Below are 16,539 nucleotides of genomic sequence, written 5' to 3' on the forward strand. Positions count from 1 at the left end.
GCGGGTGCGGCTAGCGCACCCAGCCGGTGAAGCTCTGTCCGACCGTGCGTGTCTTCTCCGTCGTGCGTGCCCGGGTGTTGCCCTCGACCGCGGTCGACACGGCCCGGACCAGCCAGGCGTTGACCGAGAGTCCCTCACGGCTCGCGGCCTCCTCGGCTCGTGCTTTGAGGTGCGCGGGCAGCCGCAGGTTGATACGGGCGGGGCCGCCTCCTTCGCCGTCGGCCGGCACCTGCGTCACGGGCGGTTCGACGGCCCTGGCCGGTTCCATGGAGTCGTCGGCGGGCGGCGGTGTCACCACGAAGGCGGGCTCCAGCCCGCGCAGCCGTACGTCGACCGAGCCGGGGGCGAGCTCGCGAGTGATCTCGTCCATCGCTGCGGAGAGAACATTGAGCATGGTCAAACGGGTCGCCGACTCCAGAGGAGCGGTGAGCCGCTCGGCCAGCTCGCGGGCGTCTTCCCCCCCTGCTTCGGCGGCCACCGCGAGTTCGCGGCGGAGGGTGTCGACATACGGGGTGAGGTCCATGCCGTCATGATGGCACCACTATGGCGCCCCTTGCAAGCCCGAATGGCGCTACATGGGAGTCAGCCTCCCCGGGGCGGTGTCTTTGGCGCGCTGGATGGCGGCGCACTCTCGGCCAGAGTGGCGCCATTCGTGCTCGCGTGCGTCGCGGCGGTGAGTTTGTGCGCCGGAGTGGCATCGCATGGCGCCACGCGGTGCCATTTGCGCCATGTGGCGACATCGGAGCGGTGTGACAAGAGGCGTCGCTCGCTGCCCGGGGTTCCGGCCCGGGGCCACGGGGCGGAGGCGCCGGTCCTGCCGGGTGGTGGCACCACCGGGCAGGGCGTGCGCCGTCACCGCGTGAAGAGCCGGCGCGACGCTCCGCCCGGCCTCCTCACCGCCGCTTCCGGGCGGGGACCACATAGCGTGCGTACACCAGGTCACGCATGATGTCCTCGCCGCCTTCGACGACGGCGACGTAGCGCATGTCGCGGACGAGCTTGCCGATCGGATGGTCCCGGGTGTAGCCGAGACCGCCGAACAGTTCGGAGCCGGTCGATGCCACCTCCCAGCCGGCCTGGCCGCAGAAGAGCTTGGCGGCCAGTGCGGAGCGCAGCGTGCCCACCCGGTGCAGACCGGTTCCGCCGCTCGCGGCCGCGGCCAGGAGGTGGTCGAACTCGGCCGCGGCCGCCCGGCACTGGTTCCGCATGACGTCGATCAGCGTCTCCGTCTGCCCGAGCTTTCCGGCGAAGACGGCGTTCTCGGTGAGCGGGGCGCCCCTGAGCCTCTTCCCTGCCGCGTACTCCATCGCCAGGTCCCTGATGCGCCTGGCGATCCCCACCGCGCAGGCCGCGATCAGGATGCGGCTCGCGTTCAGACCCGCCTCGAGGATGCGCAGTCCGCTGCCGCCCAGCCGGTTGGCGGCGGGGACGGCGCAGTCCTCGAGGCGTACGCGGTACGTGCCGGCGCCCCGGACGCCGAGCAGGTCCCAGCGCTTGACGATCTCGACACCGGGAGTGTCGCGCGGTACCGCGACGACGGCGAAGTCCGCGGCGTCCTCGGCCGACCGGGCGAGCACCAGCAGGAGCCCGGCCGAGTCGGTGTTGGTGGAGAAGTACTTGTCGCCGCTGAGCACCAGCCGGTCGCCCTCCGTGCGGAAGGTGGTGGCGATCCTGACCAGCTCGCTGCCGGCCTCCTCCTCACTGCCGAGAACGGCGATCCGGCCGCCCCCGGCCACCAGCGCCTCCAGCGCCGGACGGGCCAGGGCCTCGTCGCCGAAGTGCTGGAGCATGATGCCGCCCAGGACGGGCAGAAAGGCACCGAAGGCGAATCCGGCGTCGCCGTAGGAGAGTTCGGACACCACGTCGACGCTCTCCTCCAGGGAGAGGCCCAGACCGCCGTACTGCCGCGGCACCCACCAGTTGGCGAGGCCCAGACCGTGCAGCCGGGCGGCCTCGACGGTGGGCTGTTCCGGCAGACCGTCGAAGTGCTCGTCCTTCCCGGCCAGCTCCCTCGCGGTGAAGTCCCGTACCCGCTTGAGCAGTTCCGCTGTCATGGCACCCTTCTCCTCTCCGGCCGGTCAGACCGGGTTCACGCGGTACATCGGGAAGTACGAGGTGATCCTGCCGTTCGCGTAGTCGTCGGCCAGTTCGGGCACCCGGTCGAAGTCGTAGACGACCTCCGACCCCTTCGGTGCCATCCAGCCCTCGGCCTCCTGGAAGTCCCGGATGGCCGGTGACTCCTGCAGCTGCCAGACATGGGTGTTCACATGGATGTGCCGGCTGATGGACTCGGCCCCCCGCAGATGCGTCAGGCGCATTCCCGCCTTCCAGCCGCAGGTGGTGACGACCCCCGCGCGGGCCAGCGCCGTCAGGGTGATGTCGTAGAGGGGCCGGCCGATGTTGTCCACGAAGATCGCCACCCCGTGGCCGTCGCTGAGCTCGTCGACCAGGTGCAGGAACTCCCTGACCGAGGCCCGGCGTCGCTCGTGCCGTTCCCGGTCCGTCCGTTCCTCCCGGGTGGGCAGGGAGAGGTCGGGGAACAGGCGGCGGTCCACCGGGGTGATCCCGTTCTCCCGCAGGAAGGCGACCCGCTCGTCCGAGCCCGCCGTCATCGCCACCCGGAACCCGGCCCGCCTGGCCAGCATCAGCTCGGCGAAGGCCACGCCCCCGCCCCATCCGAACACCAGATGGTTCGCCGGGTCGTCGGTCACCTGCGTCCGCCAGCACCCGTACGCCTTGTGCCAGTTGTCCCAGGCGGTGAAGTACCGTCCGTAGGTGGCCCACTGGGGCAGCGAGTAGGCCGTGCCGCCGGGGATCGGCAGCAGCACCCGTACGTCCATCTTCGACCGTTTGGCCAGCAGGCCGATGGTGTGGGGTGCGTCGTAGGCGTAGGCGAGTTCGGCGTAGCCGAAGCGGTCGAGCCTGCCGAACGGCATCAGCATGCACAGGTCCCCCTCGCGGACCCGGACGTCCCGGCTCCCCGCGTTCACCTCGAGCACGCGGACCACGCCCATGTTGCCGACGACCACCGTGTCCTCACCGCGGCTGCTGCACACGTCGATCGGGGACCGGGCCAGCGCGTGGTCGACGTTGGCCTCCCAGGAGCCGAGGATCGGCTCCACCAGCGCCTCACCCTCGTCCAGTGCGCCGAAGGTGAACAGATCGCGCTGCAGCGCGCTGCCGGGACTGCCCTCCTGAGGGCCGGTCACCGCGCCGGAGCGCAGGACCCAGGCATCGGGCGAGTAGATGACGACCTCCTGTGATCGAGTACGTTTCCGGGGTGTCCCGCGCGCTCAGTGAGCCGTGCCGCCCGGCACCCGGTAGTCCACCGCGACCCCGCCCCACGCCTCACCGGCGCCGTAGGCCACGGCACCGAGCCGGCCCGCGGCGGGCAGGGAACCGGCGTCCAGCTCCTCGGCGAACGCCAGGGGGATGGAGGCCGACGACGTGTTGCCGGAGTGCTCGATCCGGTTCACGAAGGGCACGCCGAGATGGGCGGTGAAGTCGCGGACCTGCTCCAGGATGCGGCCGTTCGCCTGGTGGCCGACCAGGACCGTCGGTGCGGGCGCCCGGTCGAAGAGGAACTGCGCCGACTCCGACATCCGCCGCACGGCCCGGTCGTACACCTGCATGCCGTCCAGATGGATGCCGCCCGCCTCGGTCTCCCGCATCAACGCCTCCCGGGAGCCGTCGCAGCCGGCGATCTGGCGGAAGCCCGCGAACTCCGCGCGGTCCTGGAGCAGGACGGCCGCGGAGCCGTCCGCGAAGATGCACGCCGTCTGCCGGTCCGTGCGGTCCACGAGCCGGGACATGGCCTCCACCGAGCACACCAGCACCGACCGCGACTGCCCGGCCTCGCAGAGGGAGAGCCCGGCGACCAGTCCGTAGACGAAGCCGCAGCAGGCCGCGTTCATGTCGAGGGCCAGCACAGCGGGGCCGAGGCCGGCGAGCCGGGCCACCTTCTGGGCGATGCCCGGGACACGCTGCCGCACCGAGGTGCTGACGACGACCAGTGCGCCGACCGTGGCGGGGTCGTCCAGCCGGGTCACGATCGGCGCGCACGCCTCCGCCGCGACCTCCGCCAGCGGTGTCCCGTCCGGCAGCCAGGAGCGGGACGCGATGCCGCTGCGGCGCCGGATCCACTCGTCCGTGAGACCGATCGGCGCGAAGTCGTCGTTGGTGACCGTCCGGCCGGACTTCGCGGCGGCGACATCGACGATGCCCGCACTCATTCCCCGCTCGCCAGTTTCACGAAGTACCTGCTGAACTCGTCCAGGAAGGCGAAGCCCGACGTCTCCTGAAGGCTTCCCTTGACCTGGAGTTCGCGCTCCAGCTGCTGGTGCAGCTCGACCAGGTCGAGCGAGTCGAGGTCGAGGTCGGCCACCGGCCGGGTGAGGTCGCCGGGGCCCAACGACGGTTCGCGCTCGCGCAGCTTGGCCAGCATCGTGTCCGTGATACGGCGCTCTATGTCGCTCATCTTCCCTCTCCGTTCCAGACTCTGGATCCAGGATCTTCCGCGGATGCGGGCTAAGGCCTGTCGGACAGCCCCTGGCGGGGCGCCAACCGGTACAGCGGATCACCGGACTTGAGGACCGTGCCGGTCGTCGCGGAGTGGGCCGCGACCTGCCCGGGGCGCTCCGCCACGATCTCCGTGCTCGCCTTGTCGGTCTCCACGACCGCGATGACGTCCCCCCGTTCGACCAGGTCGCCCACGTCGGCGACCCACTCGACCAGCAGGGCCTCGCCGAGGCCGTGCCCGAAGCCGGGAACGTGCATGTCCACCGGGGAGTCCGTCACGTCGTCATCTCCAGCATCTCCAGCACCTCGTCCTTGATCTCCTGCACACCGATCAGGTAGTCCTTCTCGAAGTCGGCCGGGGGATAGGCCCGACGGGCGGGCGCCAGCCGGCGGACCGGGGTGCGCAGTGCGCCGAATCCGTGCTCGGCCACCGATGCGGCGATCTCGGCCCCGATCCCGACGTCCCTGGACCCCTCGTGCACGATCAGCAGCCGTCCGGTGCGGGCGACCGACTCCAGCACCGTGTCCATGTCGAGCGGGGCCACCCAGCGCAGGTCCACCACCTCGGCACCGACACCGGGACCGAGCGCGTGCGCCGCCTGGAGCACCTCGTGGGTGACCGCGCCGTACGTGGCGATCGTCAGGTCCGTGCCGTGCCGCACCACCCGGGCCGCGGTCGGCGACCGCGCGGGCCCGGGGTCCCGCAGGGGCGTGTTCCGCCGCCAGTACAGGCGGATCGGCTCGTACACCACCACGGGCGCGCCCAGCGTCACCGCGTACCGCAGGACCTGGTCGGCGTCCTCGCCCGTGGACGGGCACGCCACCGAGATCCCGGGGACGCGGGCGAACAGCGCCTCGTTGGACTCGCTGTGGTGCTCGACGCCCCGGACGCCGCCGCCGCTCGGGATGCGCACCACCAGGCTCGGGCTGATCCGTCCGTTCCACCGTTCGCCGATCCGGGCAGCCTGGGTCACCAGCTGGTTCACCGCCGGATAGGTGAACCCGTCGAACTGGATCTCGCAGACCGGCACCAGTCCGCTCATCGCCAGGCCGACCGCCTGGCCGACGATGGTGGACTCGGCGAGGAGCGAGTCGCGCACCCGGTCCGCGCCGAAGCGGTCCCGCAGGCCGCGCGTCACCCGGAAGACGCCCCCGAGCCGGCCGATGTCCTCGCCGAGCAGCAGCAGGGCCGGGTCCTGTTCGAGGAGATCGGCGAGGGTCGTGTTGATCGCCTCCGCCAGGGGCACCGACGCGGTGCTCATCACGCGTACTCCTTCATCAACCGCTCGCGCAGCTCCCGGACCTCCGCCTCGACGGCGTCGAACCACCCGGTGTCCACCAGGCCCAGACCGGACAGCCGGGCCGCGTAGGCGGTCACCGGGTCCGTCGCCCTGGCCTCCGCGATGTCGTCGCGGCTGCGGTACAGCTCCTGGGCGTCGGAGGTGGAGTGCCCGTGGATGCGTGCCACCCGGATCTCGACGAGACGGGGCGCCCGCTCCGCGCGGACCCGGGCGGCCGCCCGGGCGCAGGTGGAGAAGACGGCCTCCGGGTCCTGCCCCGGGATCCGGACGGACCCGATCCCGAAGCCCCGGGCGCGTTCGGCCAGCGAGGTGCGCATCTGCTCCCGGGCCGGCTTCGAGATGGCCCAGCCGTTGTTCTGGCAGACGAACAGCACGGACGCCGACTCGACGGCGGCGAGGTTCATCGCCTCCGACATGTCGCCCTCGCTGGTGGCGCCGTCGCCTATGTACACGACGACGAAGTCCTCCCGGCGCTGCAGCCGCTGCCCGATCGAATAGCCCACGCCGTGCAGCGTCTGTGCGGCCAGGACCAGCGTGTAGGGGAAGAACCGGAGCCGGCGGGGGTCCCATCCGCAGAACGTCCGGCCGGCCCACTGCGCGACCAGTTCGGCCGGTGTCACGCCGCGCAGCAGAGCGACCGCGTGTTCCCGGTAGCTGGGAAAGACCGTCGCGGCCGGGCCCACCGCGAGGGCGGAGCCGACCTGCGCCGCCTCCTGCCCCTGGCAGGACAGCCAGAGGTCCAGCGACCCCTGCTTCTGGAGCTGCCGGGCCTCCTCGTCGACGCCCCTCGCCACCAGCATGTGGCGCAGCAGCGACCGTCGTGTGTCGTCGTCTGGAACTGTCGCGTACTCGGATTCTGACTTCAAGACCGATCACCAGTCGTAGGTCCGTCGATGGGCTTTCTGCCGTGGTCGGAATTCCTTTGCCGTCGGTGCGGCGCGGTCGCGGTCGACGCTGCGTATCCGTATGCGCGGGGACGGAGCCCGTCCGGTATCTCTGCCGGGAGGACCGTGCCCGGCGGGTCGTCCGGTGCGGGCCTCTCCACCGACCGCGCGCGTTTCTCGACCGCGTCGGCCACGAGGAGAGCGGGGCCCGGCCCCGGGTGAGTGTGCCCGCCGCCGGGCCACCGGGCGGCCATGGTGGCACAGGAACACCGGTGGGAAACAGGTTCGGGCGGACGACCGGGAGGTCAGCGTCCTGCCGCCCTTGTGGGGTCGGCGGCCGGGATCTAAGTTGGCGTCGGCATTCCAGGGGAGCTGCGGATGCCGGGATGTCCTGTCGACAGGACGACGCCCGTCGGTGAACCCGCCCCTGGTCCTTTTCTCGGACTCGGCCCGGCGAATTCCCCTGCCGAGTCACCCCGCGACGGCTGAGGACGGTGGCATGAGCACAAACCCTTTCGATGACGAGGACGGCCGCTTCTACGTGCTGGTCAACGACGAGGACCAGCACTCCCTGTGGCCGGTGTTCGTCGAGACACCCGCGGGCTGGCGGGTGGTCTTCGGCGAGGCGTCCCGGGCCGAGTGCCTGGAGTACGTCGAGCGGAACTGGACCGATCTGCGTCCGCGGAGCCTGCGCGAGGCGATGGCGGAGGGCTGAACGCCGGCCGGCCGAGGCCTTCCCCGGTGCCGTGCCGACGGCCCGATCTTCCGGACGCCCTTCACATCGGAGTCAGTTGATGATCCTTCAGGGCAAGCGGGTCGACCTGCCCCCGACGCCCGTCGTCCACCGGCGGTTCGAGGCGCACGCGGATGCCACTCCCGACGCCGTCGCCGTCTTCTGCGCCGGCCGGCGGATGACCTACGCGGAGCTGGACGCGGCGGCGAACCGGTTCGCGCACTTCCTCGTCGCACGCGGAGCACGGGGCGCGAAGATCGGTGTCTGCCTGGACTACTCGGTCGACATGCTCGTCGCCATCCTCGGAACACTGAAGGCCGGTGCGGCCTATGTGCCGCTCGATCCGGCCTACCCGCCGGCGCGACTCCGGCTGCTGCTCGGCCAGATACCCGACCTCGCCCTGATCGTGGCGTCCCCGGCGACGGTCACGCTGGTCGAGCCGGCGCCCGCCGAGGTCGTCGACCTCCAGCAGCTCCCTGCCCGGCCCGCGGACCGTCCGGTGACCCGTCCCGACGTCCGTGTCACCGGGGACGACGTGTGCTACGCCGTCTTCACCTCCGGGTCGACGGGGACGCCGAAGCTGACCGCGGTGCGGCACGAGGGCTGGTTCAACCTGCTGAACTGGCTGACGGTCGAGTACCGCCTGCACCGCGGGTCGCACAACCTGGTCGTCAGCGCGTTCGGGTTCGACCTCTCCCAGCGCAGTCTGATGGCGCCGTTGTTCTGCGGCGCCACCCAGCACCTGATGGCGAGCCGGAACTTCGACGCCCTGATGGCCTACCGCATGCTGACCGAGCACGGGATACGCGTGGTGCACTGCGCCTCCAGCACGCTGTATCTGCTGGTGGACCGGGAGACCGCACAGGGCGGAGACGCGCTCGCCCGGCTGGACCACCTGCTGTTCGGCGGTGAGCCGCTGAAGGCCGAACTGATCGCCGACTGGGCGTCGCGCGAGGACAACACGTGCACCCTGCTGCACCAGTACGGCGTCGCCGAGTGCACGGACGTCGCCACCTCGTACGACCTCGCCGGGTACCGGCCCGGCGATCAGGACAGGGCTCCGGTCGGCAGGCCCGCCTACAACACGGACATCCACCTCCTCGACGAGCGGCTGCGTGGTGTCGCGCCCGGGGAGACCGGCGAGATCTGCATCGCCGGGGCCGGTGTCGGCGCGGGCTATCTCAACGGCACCGGTCCCGAGTCCGGGAGGTTCACGACGGTCGTGGTCGACGGGGTGCCGCACAGGCTGTACCGCACGGGCGACCGCGGGTACGCGACCGAGGCCGGGGACCTGGTCGTCCTGGGCAGGATCGACGCACAGGTGAAGGTCCGGGGCATGCGTATCGACCCCACCGACATCGAGCGGGCGCTCGGCCGTCTGACCGGGGTCCGGGAGGCCGCGGTGGTGAGCACCCACTCCGGTTCGGGCGAGGCCGAGCTGACCGCGTTCCTGGTCCCGGCGGGGGAGGAACCGGCCGAGGACGAGGTGCGCGGCCGGCTTCTGGAGACGCTGCCGCGGAACATGGTTCCGGCGCGGTTCATCAGCATTCCGCGGATTCCGCTGAGCCCGCACGGGAAGGTCGACCGCGCGGCGCTGCTCGAGATGTTCCGGAACCGACATGCCGACAGCGGCACGGCGGCATAGCCGGTGGACCGTGACGACGACGAGGGGGCTGTGATGACCACCGACAGCGTGCGCGCCATCTGGTGCCGGGAACTGCGCCGCGACGCCATAGCGGACGACCAGGACTTCTTCTCCCTGGGCGGCCAGTCCGTGATCATGACGCGGATCCAGGGCGCTCTCCTCAGGGAACTGGGCGTCGAGGTCCCGATGGACCAGCTCTTCCTCAATCCGACGATCGGGTCGGTCTCCGCGTACATCGAATCCCTGGGTCCGGTGACCCCTCCGCATCGGATGTGAGGTGAGAGGCGCCATGTACGACGTCATCGTCGTGGGTGCCCGCTGTGCGGGATCGCCGACGGCCATGCTCTTCGCCCGGCAGGGTCATCGTGTCCTGCTCCTGGAGAAGGCGCGGTTCCCGCAGGACACCCTGTCCTCGCACTACATCCATCAGCCGGGCGTCGCCCTGCTCCACCGGTGGGGCCTGCTCGAGCAACTCCGGAAGGCGGGCTGCCGGCCGATCGACCACCAGAGCTACCAGGCGCCCGGGGTCCGCCTCGACGGCTTCTCCCTGCCGGTCGACGGCCAGCGGACCACGTACGCGCCCAGGCGGTACGTGCTCGACCCGATCCTGGCGCGCGGCGCGGTGGCGGCCGGCGCGGAGTTCCGGGAGTCCTGCGCGGTCACCGACCTGCTGTTCGAGGACGACCGGGTCGTCGGCGTGCGGTACACCACGCCCGGCGGCACCGCGGCGACGGAACGGGCGCGGCTCGTCGTCGGCGCGGACGGCATGCGCTCCCTGGTGGCCCGCAAGGCCGGTGCGCGGAACGTCGTCGAGCACCCGCGGCAGACCTGCACCTACTACAGCTACTGGGCCGGCGTCCCCGCGCACTTCGAGCTGTACGAGCGGCCCGGGCGCTGGATCGGTGTCATCCCCACCAACGACGACCTCACCCTGCTCATGGCCTACTTCCCGCAGGACGAGTTCTCCGGGGTGCGCAGGGCCGTGGAGCCCGCATACCTCGACGCCTTCCGCACCACGGCGCCCGAGCTGTACGAGCGGATGCGGGCCGGTGAGCGGGTCGAGCAGCTGTACGGCACGGGGCATCAGGAGAACTTCTTCCGCCAGGCCCACGGCCCCGGGTGGGCGCTGGTCGGCGACGCGGTGAACCACAAGGACTCCATCACCGCCCGCGGCATCACCGAAGCCTTCCTCCAGGCCCGGACCCTCACCGGGCACATCGGGGACCGGCTGCACGACCCCGTGGCGCTCGAAGCGGCGCTGGAGCGGTACGAGGAGGACCTGGACGAGAACCACACCAGCTTCTACCAGGCCGCGCTCAACGTGGCCGAGCTCAAGCCCGAGGGGCGGACCGAGATGCTCCGGAAGCTCGCCGGTCACCAGGACCTGATCGACCGGTACTTCTCGACGCTGTCGGGTGCCTGCTCCATCGACGACTTCTACAACGCCGACCTCCTGACGCTGCTCGACCAGAGCTGAGCGGCGGCCCGCTCCGTGGTGGCCCTGCCGATTTTGGAGAATCAATGATCCCGTTGTCGTTCGCGCAGCGCCGGCTGTGGTTCGTGCACCAGTTCGAGGGACCGTCGTCGACCTACAACGGCGCCTTCGCCCTGCGGCTCACCGGCGAGCTGAGCGTGGATGCGCTGGAGTCGGCGCTGCGCGACGTCGTCGACCGGCACGAGGTGCTGCGCACGGTGATCGTCGAGGACGACGACGGAGTCCCGCACCAGCAGGTGCTGTCATCCGCCCGGCAACCGTTCGAGCTGCCGGTCGTCGAGGTGGCGGGGGAGAAGGAGCGGGCCGCGGCCGTGGACGAGCCGGCCACCGCCACCTTCGACCTGGCCGCCGATGTGCCGATCCGCGCCCGGCTGGTGCGGTCCGGACCGCACGACCACACCCTGGTGCTGGTCGCGCACCACATCGCGGTGGACGGGGAGTCCTTCGGGCCGCTGTTCCGCGATCTCGCCCTGGCCTACGCCGCCCGTAGCGAGGGCGGCGCTCCGGCATGGGAACCGCTGCCGGTGCAGTACGCGGACTACACGCTGTGGCAGCGGGACGTGCTCGGCGACGAGTCGGACCCGGACAGCCTCGCGGCCGGGCAACTTGCCTACTGGCGCGGGGCGTTGGCCGGTCTGGTGCAGCCGCTGGCCCTCCCCGCCGATCGCCCCCGGCCCAAGGCCGTCGGCCCGCGCGGTGACGTGGTCCGGTTCACGGTCGACCCCGGCCTGCTGCGGGCTGTGGAGAAGCTGGCCGCGGAACAGGGCACCACGGTGTCGATGGTCATGCACGCGGCGCTGGGGGTCCTCCTGCACCACCTCGGCTGCGGCGACGACATCCCCGTCGGCGCGCCGATCGCGGGCCGCACCGACGAGGAACTGCGGGACCTCGTCGGCTTCTTCGTCAACACCTGGGTGCTGCGCGTCGACCTCTCCGGCAACCCGACCTTCCGCGAACTGCTGCAGCGGGTACGGGACAGGTCCCTCGCCGCGTACGACAACCAGGATCTGCCGTTCGAGCGGCTGGTGGAACTCCTCAACCCCGAACGGTCCAGCGCCTACAACCCGTTCTTCCAGGTGATGCTCTCCTGGCAGCCGCCCGTGCCGGACCTGCAGCTCCCCGGCCTGGACGTCCGGGCCGAGCGGCTCGAGACCGGAACGGCCAAGTTCGACCTCTTCTTCGACATGCTCCCGGACGGCTCGGGCGCGGCTCGGTGCCGCCTGGAATACGCCACCGACCTCTTCGACAGGAGCACGGCCGAGTCCCTCGCGCACCGGTTCGTCCGCGTACTGGGCCGCCTCGTGGCCGACCCGGGACAGCGGACCGGCGGCGTCGACGTGCTCGGCACCGCCGAGCGGGACCGGCTGCTCGTCCGGTTCAACGACACCGCGGCAGCGGTGTCCGAGCAGACGATCCCCGAGCTGTTCGAGAGTCAGGTGGCCAGGACGCCGGACGCCCCGGCGGTCGTGTGCGACGGGCGCACGCTGACCTACCGGGAGCTCGACGACCGGGCGAACGGCATCGCCCGGGAGCTGGTCAGGCGCGGCGCCGGACCCGAGGACCTGGTGGTCCTCGCACTGCCGCGCACGGAGAACCTGGTGGCCGGCCTGCTCGGCATCCTCAAGTCGGGCGCCGGATACCTGCCGATGGACCCGCAGCACCTCGGCGGACGGGCCGGGAGAGTGCTGTCCGAGGCTCGCCCGCGCTTCGTGCTGACCGACACCGCGACGTCGCACGGTCTGCCCCGGCACGACATGGCGAGCATCGAACTCGACCACCTCGCGGAGTGGGACCCGCCCGGGGGCACCCCGGCACACGCGGGCCGGACCGCGTCCTTGCGCCCGGACAACCTGGCCTACGTGATGTACACCTCCGGTTCCACGGGCACCCCCAAGGGCGCGGCGATCACCCACCGCAATGTCGCCAACGGGGTGCGGGAACTGGTACGCGTCCTCGACGCGCCGCCCGGGTGGCGGATGCTGGCCGGTACCTCGGTCAACTTCGACGTCTCCGTCTTCGAGCTGCTGTCCACCCTGTCCACCGGCGGCACGGCCGAGGTGGTGCCGAACGTGCTGGCGCTCGGCGAGCGGGACGGCTGGGACGGTCAGGTGATCAGTGCGGTGCCCTCGGTGCTCGGGGAACTGGTCGGCCACCTGGAGCGGACGACCGGCGTGCGCACGGTCGTCTTCGCCGGCGACGTGCTTCCCGCGCCCCTGGTGCGGCAGGTGCGCGAGGCCCTGCCCGGGGTGCAGATCGTCAACTCCTACGGGCAGAGCGAGAGCTTCTACGCCACCACGTACTCCCTCACGGCGACCGAGGAGCCGCCGGAGAGCGACGTCGCCCCCATCGGCACCCCGCTGGGGAACATGCGTGCCTACGTCCTGGGCCCGGGACTCGCCCCGGTGCCTCAGGGCGTGGTCGGCGAGCTGTACGTGGTGGGAACCTGCCTCGGCCGCGGCTACCACGGCCGGCCGGGCATCACGGCCGAGCGGTACGTGGCCGACCCGTTCGGCCCGGCGGGCGGGCGGATGTACCGAACCGGCGACCTGGCGCGCTGGAACGCGCGCGGTCGACTGGAGTGCCTGGGCCGGGCCGACGGCCAGGTCAAGGTCCGCGGCTTCCGCATCGAGACCGCCGAGGTCGAAGCCGTGTGCCTGGCGCACCCCGGGATCAGCCAGGCCGTGGTGGTCGGCCGGGAGGCGCCGTCGGGCGGGCGGCGGCTCGTCGCGTACGTGGTGCACACCGGCGACGGGGCCGTCGGCGACGACGGCGCCGGCGGGATCGGCGACGTGGACGTGATGGCCGGTGCCTCCCCCGCCGAGCTGCGCAGGTTCGTCGCGGCTCGGCTGCCCGACTACATGGTGCCGTCGGCCTTCGTGGCGCTCGGCCGGATGCCGCTCGGGCCGACCGGCAAGCTGGACCGCTCGGCGCTGCCCGAACCGGAGTTCACCGGTGCGGCCTACCGGGAGCCGCGCACCGAGGCCGAGGCGGTCATCACCGCGGCCTACGCGGACGTGCTCGGCGTGGAGCGGGTCGGTGCCGACGACGACTTCTTCGCGGTGGGCGGGGACAGCCTGCGGTCGATCCAGGTGGTGGCGCGGGCCCGGGCGCGGGGCCTGGACGTCACCACGCGGGAGATCTTCGAGTGCCGCACGGCGGCCCGCCTCGCCGAGGCCGCCACCACCCGCCGGGAACGGGTGCCCGCCCTCGCGGAGGACGAGCACGGCGGCGTCGGCCCGATGCCGCTGCCGCCGGTGGCACGGCAGGTCTTCGGACACGGCGGCGGGATCGACCGGTTCGCCATGGCGATGGCGCTCGAACTGCCCGCCGGTATCGACGAGCGGGGCCTCGCCGCGACCCTGGACGCCGTGCTCGACCGGCACGACCTCCTGCGCGCCCGGCTGGTGCGCGGCCCCGAGCTCTCCCTCGTCGTGCGTCCGAAGGGCACCGTGCGGGCGGCGGACCTCGTCCACCGGGTGTCCTGCGACGGCCGGTGGGACGAGCCGTCCTCGCTGGCGGCGGCGAAGGCGGAGCTGGACGCCGCGGCCGGGCGCCTCGACCCGGAGGCCGGGATCATGGCGGACGTCGTCTGGTTCGCCGCCGGGTCGGGCGCGGGCAGGCTGCTGGTGGTCCTGCACCACCTGGTGGTGGACGGCGTCTCCTGGCGCATCCTGCTGTCGGACCTGGCCGAGGCGTGGCAGCAGGTCCGTTCCGGCCGCACACCCGGCCTGCCCGCGGTCGGCACCTCGGCCCGCCGCTGGGCGTCGGCGCTGGAGGAGGAGGCGCTCTCCGAGGACCGGGAGACGGAACTCGCCTACTGGCTGGACCTGCTGGAGGCCCCCGACCCCCCGCTGGGCACCCGGGCCTTCGATCCGGCGGTGGATGTGATGGCCACCGTCGACAGCGTGCGGGTGCACCTGCCCGCCGACGTGACCGACTCGGTCCTGACCAGGCTTCCCGCGGCCTACCGGGGCACCGCCACCGATGTGCTGCTCGCCGCGCTCGCCCTGGCGGTGGAGCGCTGGCGCGGCACGGACGGCACCACCCTGGTCCGCCTGGAGGGGCACGGTCGCGAGGCGGAGCTCGTCCCCGGGACCGACCTCTCCCGGACCGTCGGATGGTTCACCAGCATGCACCCGGCCCGGGTCGACGTACGGGGGGTGGATCTGGCCGACGTGCTGGCGGGCGGCCCCGCGGCCGGGACCGCGGTCAAACGCGTCAAGGAGCAGCTGCGTGCGGTCCCCGGCAAGGGCGTGGGCTACGGGCTGCTGCGCCACCTGAACCCCGGGACCGCCGGTCGGCTCGCCGGGCTCCCGGTGCCGCAGATCGGGTTCAACTACCTCGGCCGGATCTCCGACGCCGACGTGCCCGAGCAGCTGCGCGCGGACGGGTGGGGACCGGCGTCCTGGTCCACCGAGCTGATCCCGGCGCCCGACCCGGACCTGCCCGCGCTGTCCGTGCTCGAGGTCAACTCGGTCGCCACGGACACCGCCGACGGCACCCGGCTGCAGGCAGCCTTCATGTTCCCCACCGGCGTGCTGTCCCGCGAGCGGGTCCGGGAACTGGCCGGACTGTGGGCCGAGGTGCTGCACGGCATGGCCGCGCACGCGGCCCGCCCGGAGGCCGGCGGGCTCACGCCCGCGGACGCCCCGCTGGTCGCGGTGGGACAGGACGAGATCGAGACCTGGGAGCGGCGCTACGGTCGGCTCGCCGAGGTGTGGCCCCAGGCCCCGGGGCAGTCCGGCATCCAGTTCCAGGCCGCGCTCGCCGACGGCTCCTTCGACGTCTACCACATGCAGTTCGTGCTGCATCTGTCCGGGCACGTGGACCCGGAGCGCATGCGGTCGGCCGGCCAGGCCCTGCTCGACCGGTATCCGAACCTGCGCTCCGCGTTCCTCACCGCCGCCGGGGGCGACCCGGTGCAGGTCGTGCCGGAGCACGCCCCGCTGCCCTGGCGGCACATCGACCTGACCGACCAGGACCCGGGCGAGCGGGACGCGGCGCTCGACAAGGCCCTCGCCGACGACCGGGCCGACCAACTCGACCCCGCCCGGCCCCCGTTGCTCCGCCTGGCCCTGCTCACCTACGGGCCGCGGCGGGCCAAGCTGATCATCACCGCCCACCACACCCTGTTCGACGGCTGGTCCTCGCCGGTGGTGATCACGGATCTGATCCGGCTGTACGCCGGAACCGAAGTGCTCCCCCCGGTCCGCAGCTACGGCGACTACCTGACCTGGCTGTCCACCCGGGACCGGGAGGAGTCGGCCGCCCGGTGGGCGGCCGAGCTCGCCGGACTCGACCAGCCGACCCTCGTCGCCCCGAACGCCCCGCTCCAGCAGGACGTGTCCGCCCTCGGACGGATCGAGGTGCCGCTGTCGATCGACAAGGGCCGGGCACTCGCCGGGCGCGCCGCGGAACTCGGGGTCACCCTCAACACGCTCCTCCAGGGCGCCTGGGGGATCCTGCTGTCGAAGCTCACCGGCCGGCAGGACGTGGTGTTCGGCGCCGCCGTCAACGGGCGCCCGGCCGACGTACCCGGGTCGGACGAGATGGTCGGCCTGTTCATCAACACCCTGCCGACCCGGGTGCTCGTCCGGCCCGACCGCAGCGTCGGCGACGTCATCACCGAACTCCAGGACCGGCAGACCGCGCTGCTCGACCACCACTACTACGGTCTCGGCGACATCCAGCGCGGCGTCGGACTGCCCGCCCTGTTCGACACGATCGTGGTCTTCGAGAACTACCCGGTCGACCGCGAGGGCATCGTCGACGCGAACCTCGCGGCGGGGTTCACCATCGACGGCATCCGCCCGTTCGCGGGCTCGCACTACCCGCTCACCCTCAACGCCTCCGACCCCTACCTGCGGCTCTCCCTCGACTACCAGAACAGCCTCTTCGACCGTCCTGCGGCCGAGGCGATCGCCACCCGGCTGGTCCGGGTCCTCGACCAGCTGCTCGAAGAC

At 72.1% G+C, this 16,539-nt stretch carries 13 protein-coding genes; 5 read left to right on the plus strand and 8 right to left on the minus strand.

The genetic code is table 11. From position 1 onward, the window contains the following. Nucleotides 1–10: 10 nt before the first annotated feature. The 8 genes from V5O46_RS26775 to V5O46_RS26810 form a co-directional block, all read right to left on the minus strand. Complete coding sequence (locus V5O46_RS26775; RefSeq protein ID WP_332887278.1) at nt 11–523, minus strand: toxin-antitoxin system HicB family antitoxin; 513 nt, start codon at nt 521–523, stop codon at nt 11–13. Between the two features lie 370 nt (nt 524–893). Beyond that, nucleotides 894–2,054 (minus strand): acyl-CoA dehydrogenase family protein, encoded by a 1,161-nt coding sequence (locus V5O46_RS26780; protein ID WP_332887279.1) that lies wholly within the window; start codon nt 2,052–2,054, stop codon nt 894–896. 24 nt (nt 2,055–2,078) lie between these two features. Continuing rightward, nucleotides 2,079–3,209 (minus strand): zinc-binding alcohol dehydrogenase family protein, encoded by a 1,131-nt coding sequence (locus tag V5O46_RS26785; protein WP_332887280.1) that lies wholly within the window; start codon nt 3,207–3,209, stop codon nt 2,079–2,081. 84 nt (nt 3,210–3,293) lie between these two features. Next, on the minus strand, nt 3,294–4,232 hold the full coding sequence (locus V5O46_RS26790) for a 3-oxoacyl-[acyl-carrier-protein] synthase III C-terminal domain-containing protein (protein WP_332887281.1): 939 nt from the start codon (nt 4,230–4,232) through the stop codon (nt 3,294–3,296). Then, on the minus strand, nt 4,229–4,477 hold the full coding sequence (locus tag V5O46_RS26795) for a phosphopantetheine-binding protein (RefSeq protein WP_332887282.1): 249 nt from the start codon (nt 4,475–4,477) through the stop codon (nt 4,229–4,231). Before V5O46_RS26795 ends, V5O46_RS26790 begins: the two co-directional genes overlap by 4 nt. Before the next feature lie 50 nt (nt 4,478–4,527). Beyond that, nucleotides 4,528–4,797 carry a lipoyl domain-containing protein gene (locus V5O46_RS26800; RefSeq protein ID WP_332887283.1) on the minus strand — a complete coding sequence of 90 codons (270 nt, stop codon included), beginning with the start codon at nt 4,795–4,797 and terminating at the stop codon, nt 4,528–4,530. After that, nucleotides 4,794–5,780, minus strand: a complete 987-nt coding sequence (locus V5O46_RS26805) for an alpha-ketoacid dehydrogenase subunit beta (protein ID WP_332887284.1) — start codon at nt 5,778–5,780, stop codon at nt 4,794–4,796. Before V5O46_RS26805 ends, V5O46_RS26800 begins: the two co-directional genes overlap by 4 nt. Beyond that, complete coding sequence (locus V5O46_RS26810; protein ID WP_332887285.1) at nt 5,780–6,685, minus strand: thiamine pyrophosphate-dependent dehydrogenase E1 component subunit alpha; 906 nt, start codon at nt 6,683–6,685, stop codon at nt 5,780–5,782. The genes V5O46_RS26805 and V5O46_RS26810 overlap by 1 nt, the downstream gene beginning before the upstream one ends. A gap of 517 nt (nt 6,686–7,202) precedes the next feature. Between V5O46_RS26810 and V5O46_RS26815 the strand changes: the two genes are divergently transcribed. The 5 genes from V5O46_RS26815 to V5O46_RS26835 all read left to right on the plus strand — a co-directional run. Next, complete coding sequence (locus tag V5O46_RS26815; RefSeq protein ID WP_332887286.1) at nt 7,203–7,418, plus strand: MbtH family protein; 216 nt, start codon at nt 7,203–7,205, stop codon at nt 7,416–7,418. A gap of 79 nt (nt 7,419–7,497) precedes the next feature. Beyond that, nucleotides 7,498–9,081, plus strand: a complete 1,584-nt coding sequence (locus V5O46_RS26820) for an amino acid adenylation domain-containing protein (RefSeq protein ID WP_332887287.1) — start codon at nt 7,498–7,500, stop codon at nt 9,079–9,081. Nucleotides 9,082–9,114: 33 nt separating this feature from the next. Beyond that, nucleotides 9,115–9,357, plus strand: coding sequence for an acyl carrier protein (locus tag V5O46_RS26825; RefSeq protein ID WP_332887288.1), 243 nt, complete (start codon nt 9,115–9,117; stop codon nt 9,355–9,357). Nucleotides 9,358–9,370: 13 nt separating this feature from the next. Continuing rightward, the gene (locus tag V5O46_RS26830; RefSeq protein ID WP_332887289.1) at nt 9,371–10,558 is read left to right on the plus strand and encodes an NAD(P)/FAD-dependent oxidoreductase; all 1,188 of its coding nucleotides are present in this window, start codon (nt 9,371–9,373) and stop codon (nt 10,556–10,558) included. A 44-nt stretch (nt 10,559–10,602) separates the two neighbouring features. Next, nucleotides 10,603–16,539: amino acid adenylation domain-containing protein (locus V5O46_RS26835; RefSeq protein ID WP_332887290.1), on the plus strand; the 5,937-nt coding region annotated here is incomplete at its 3' end.

This window comes from Streptomyces poriticola, assembly GCF_036689765.1.
In the GTDB taxonomy this organism is placed as follows: Bacteria; Actinomycetota; Actinomycetes; order Streptomycetales; family Streptomycetaceae; genus Streptomyces; species Streptomyces poriticola.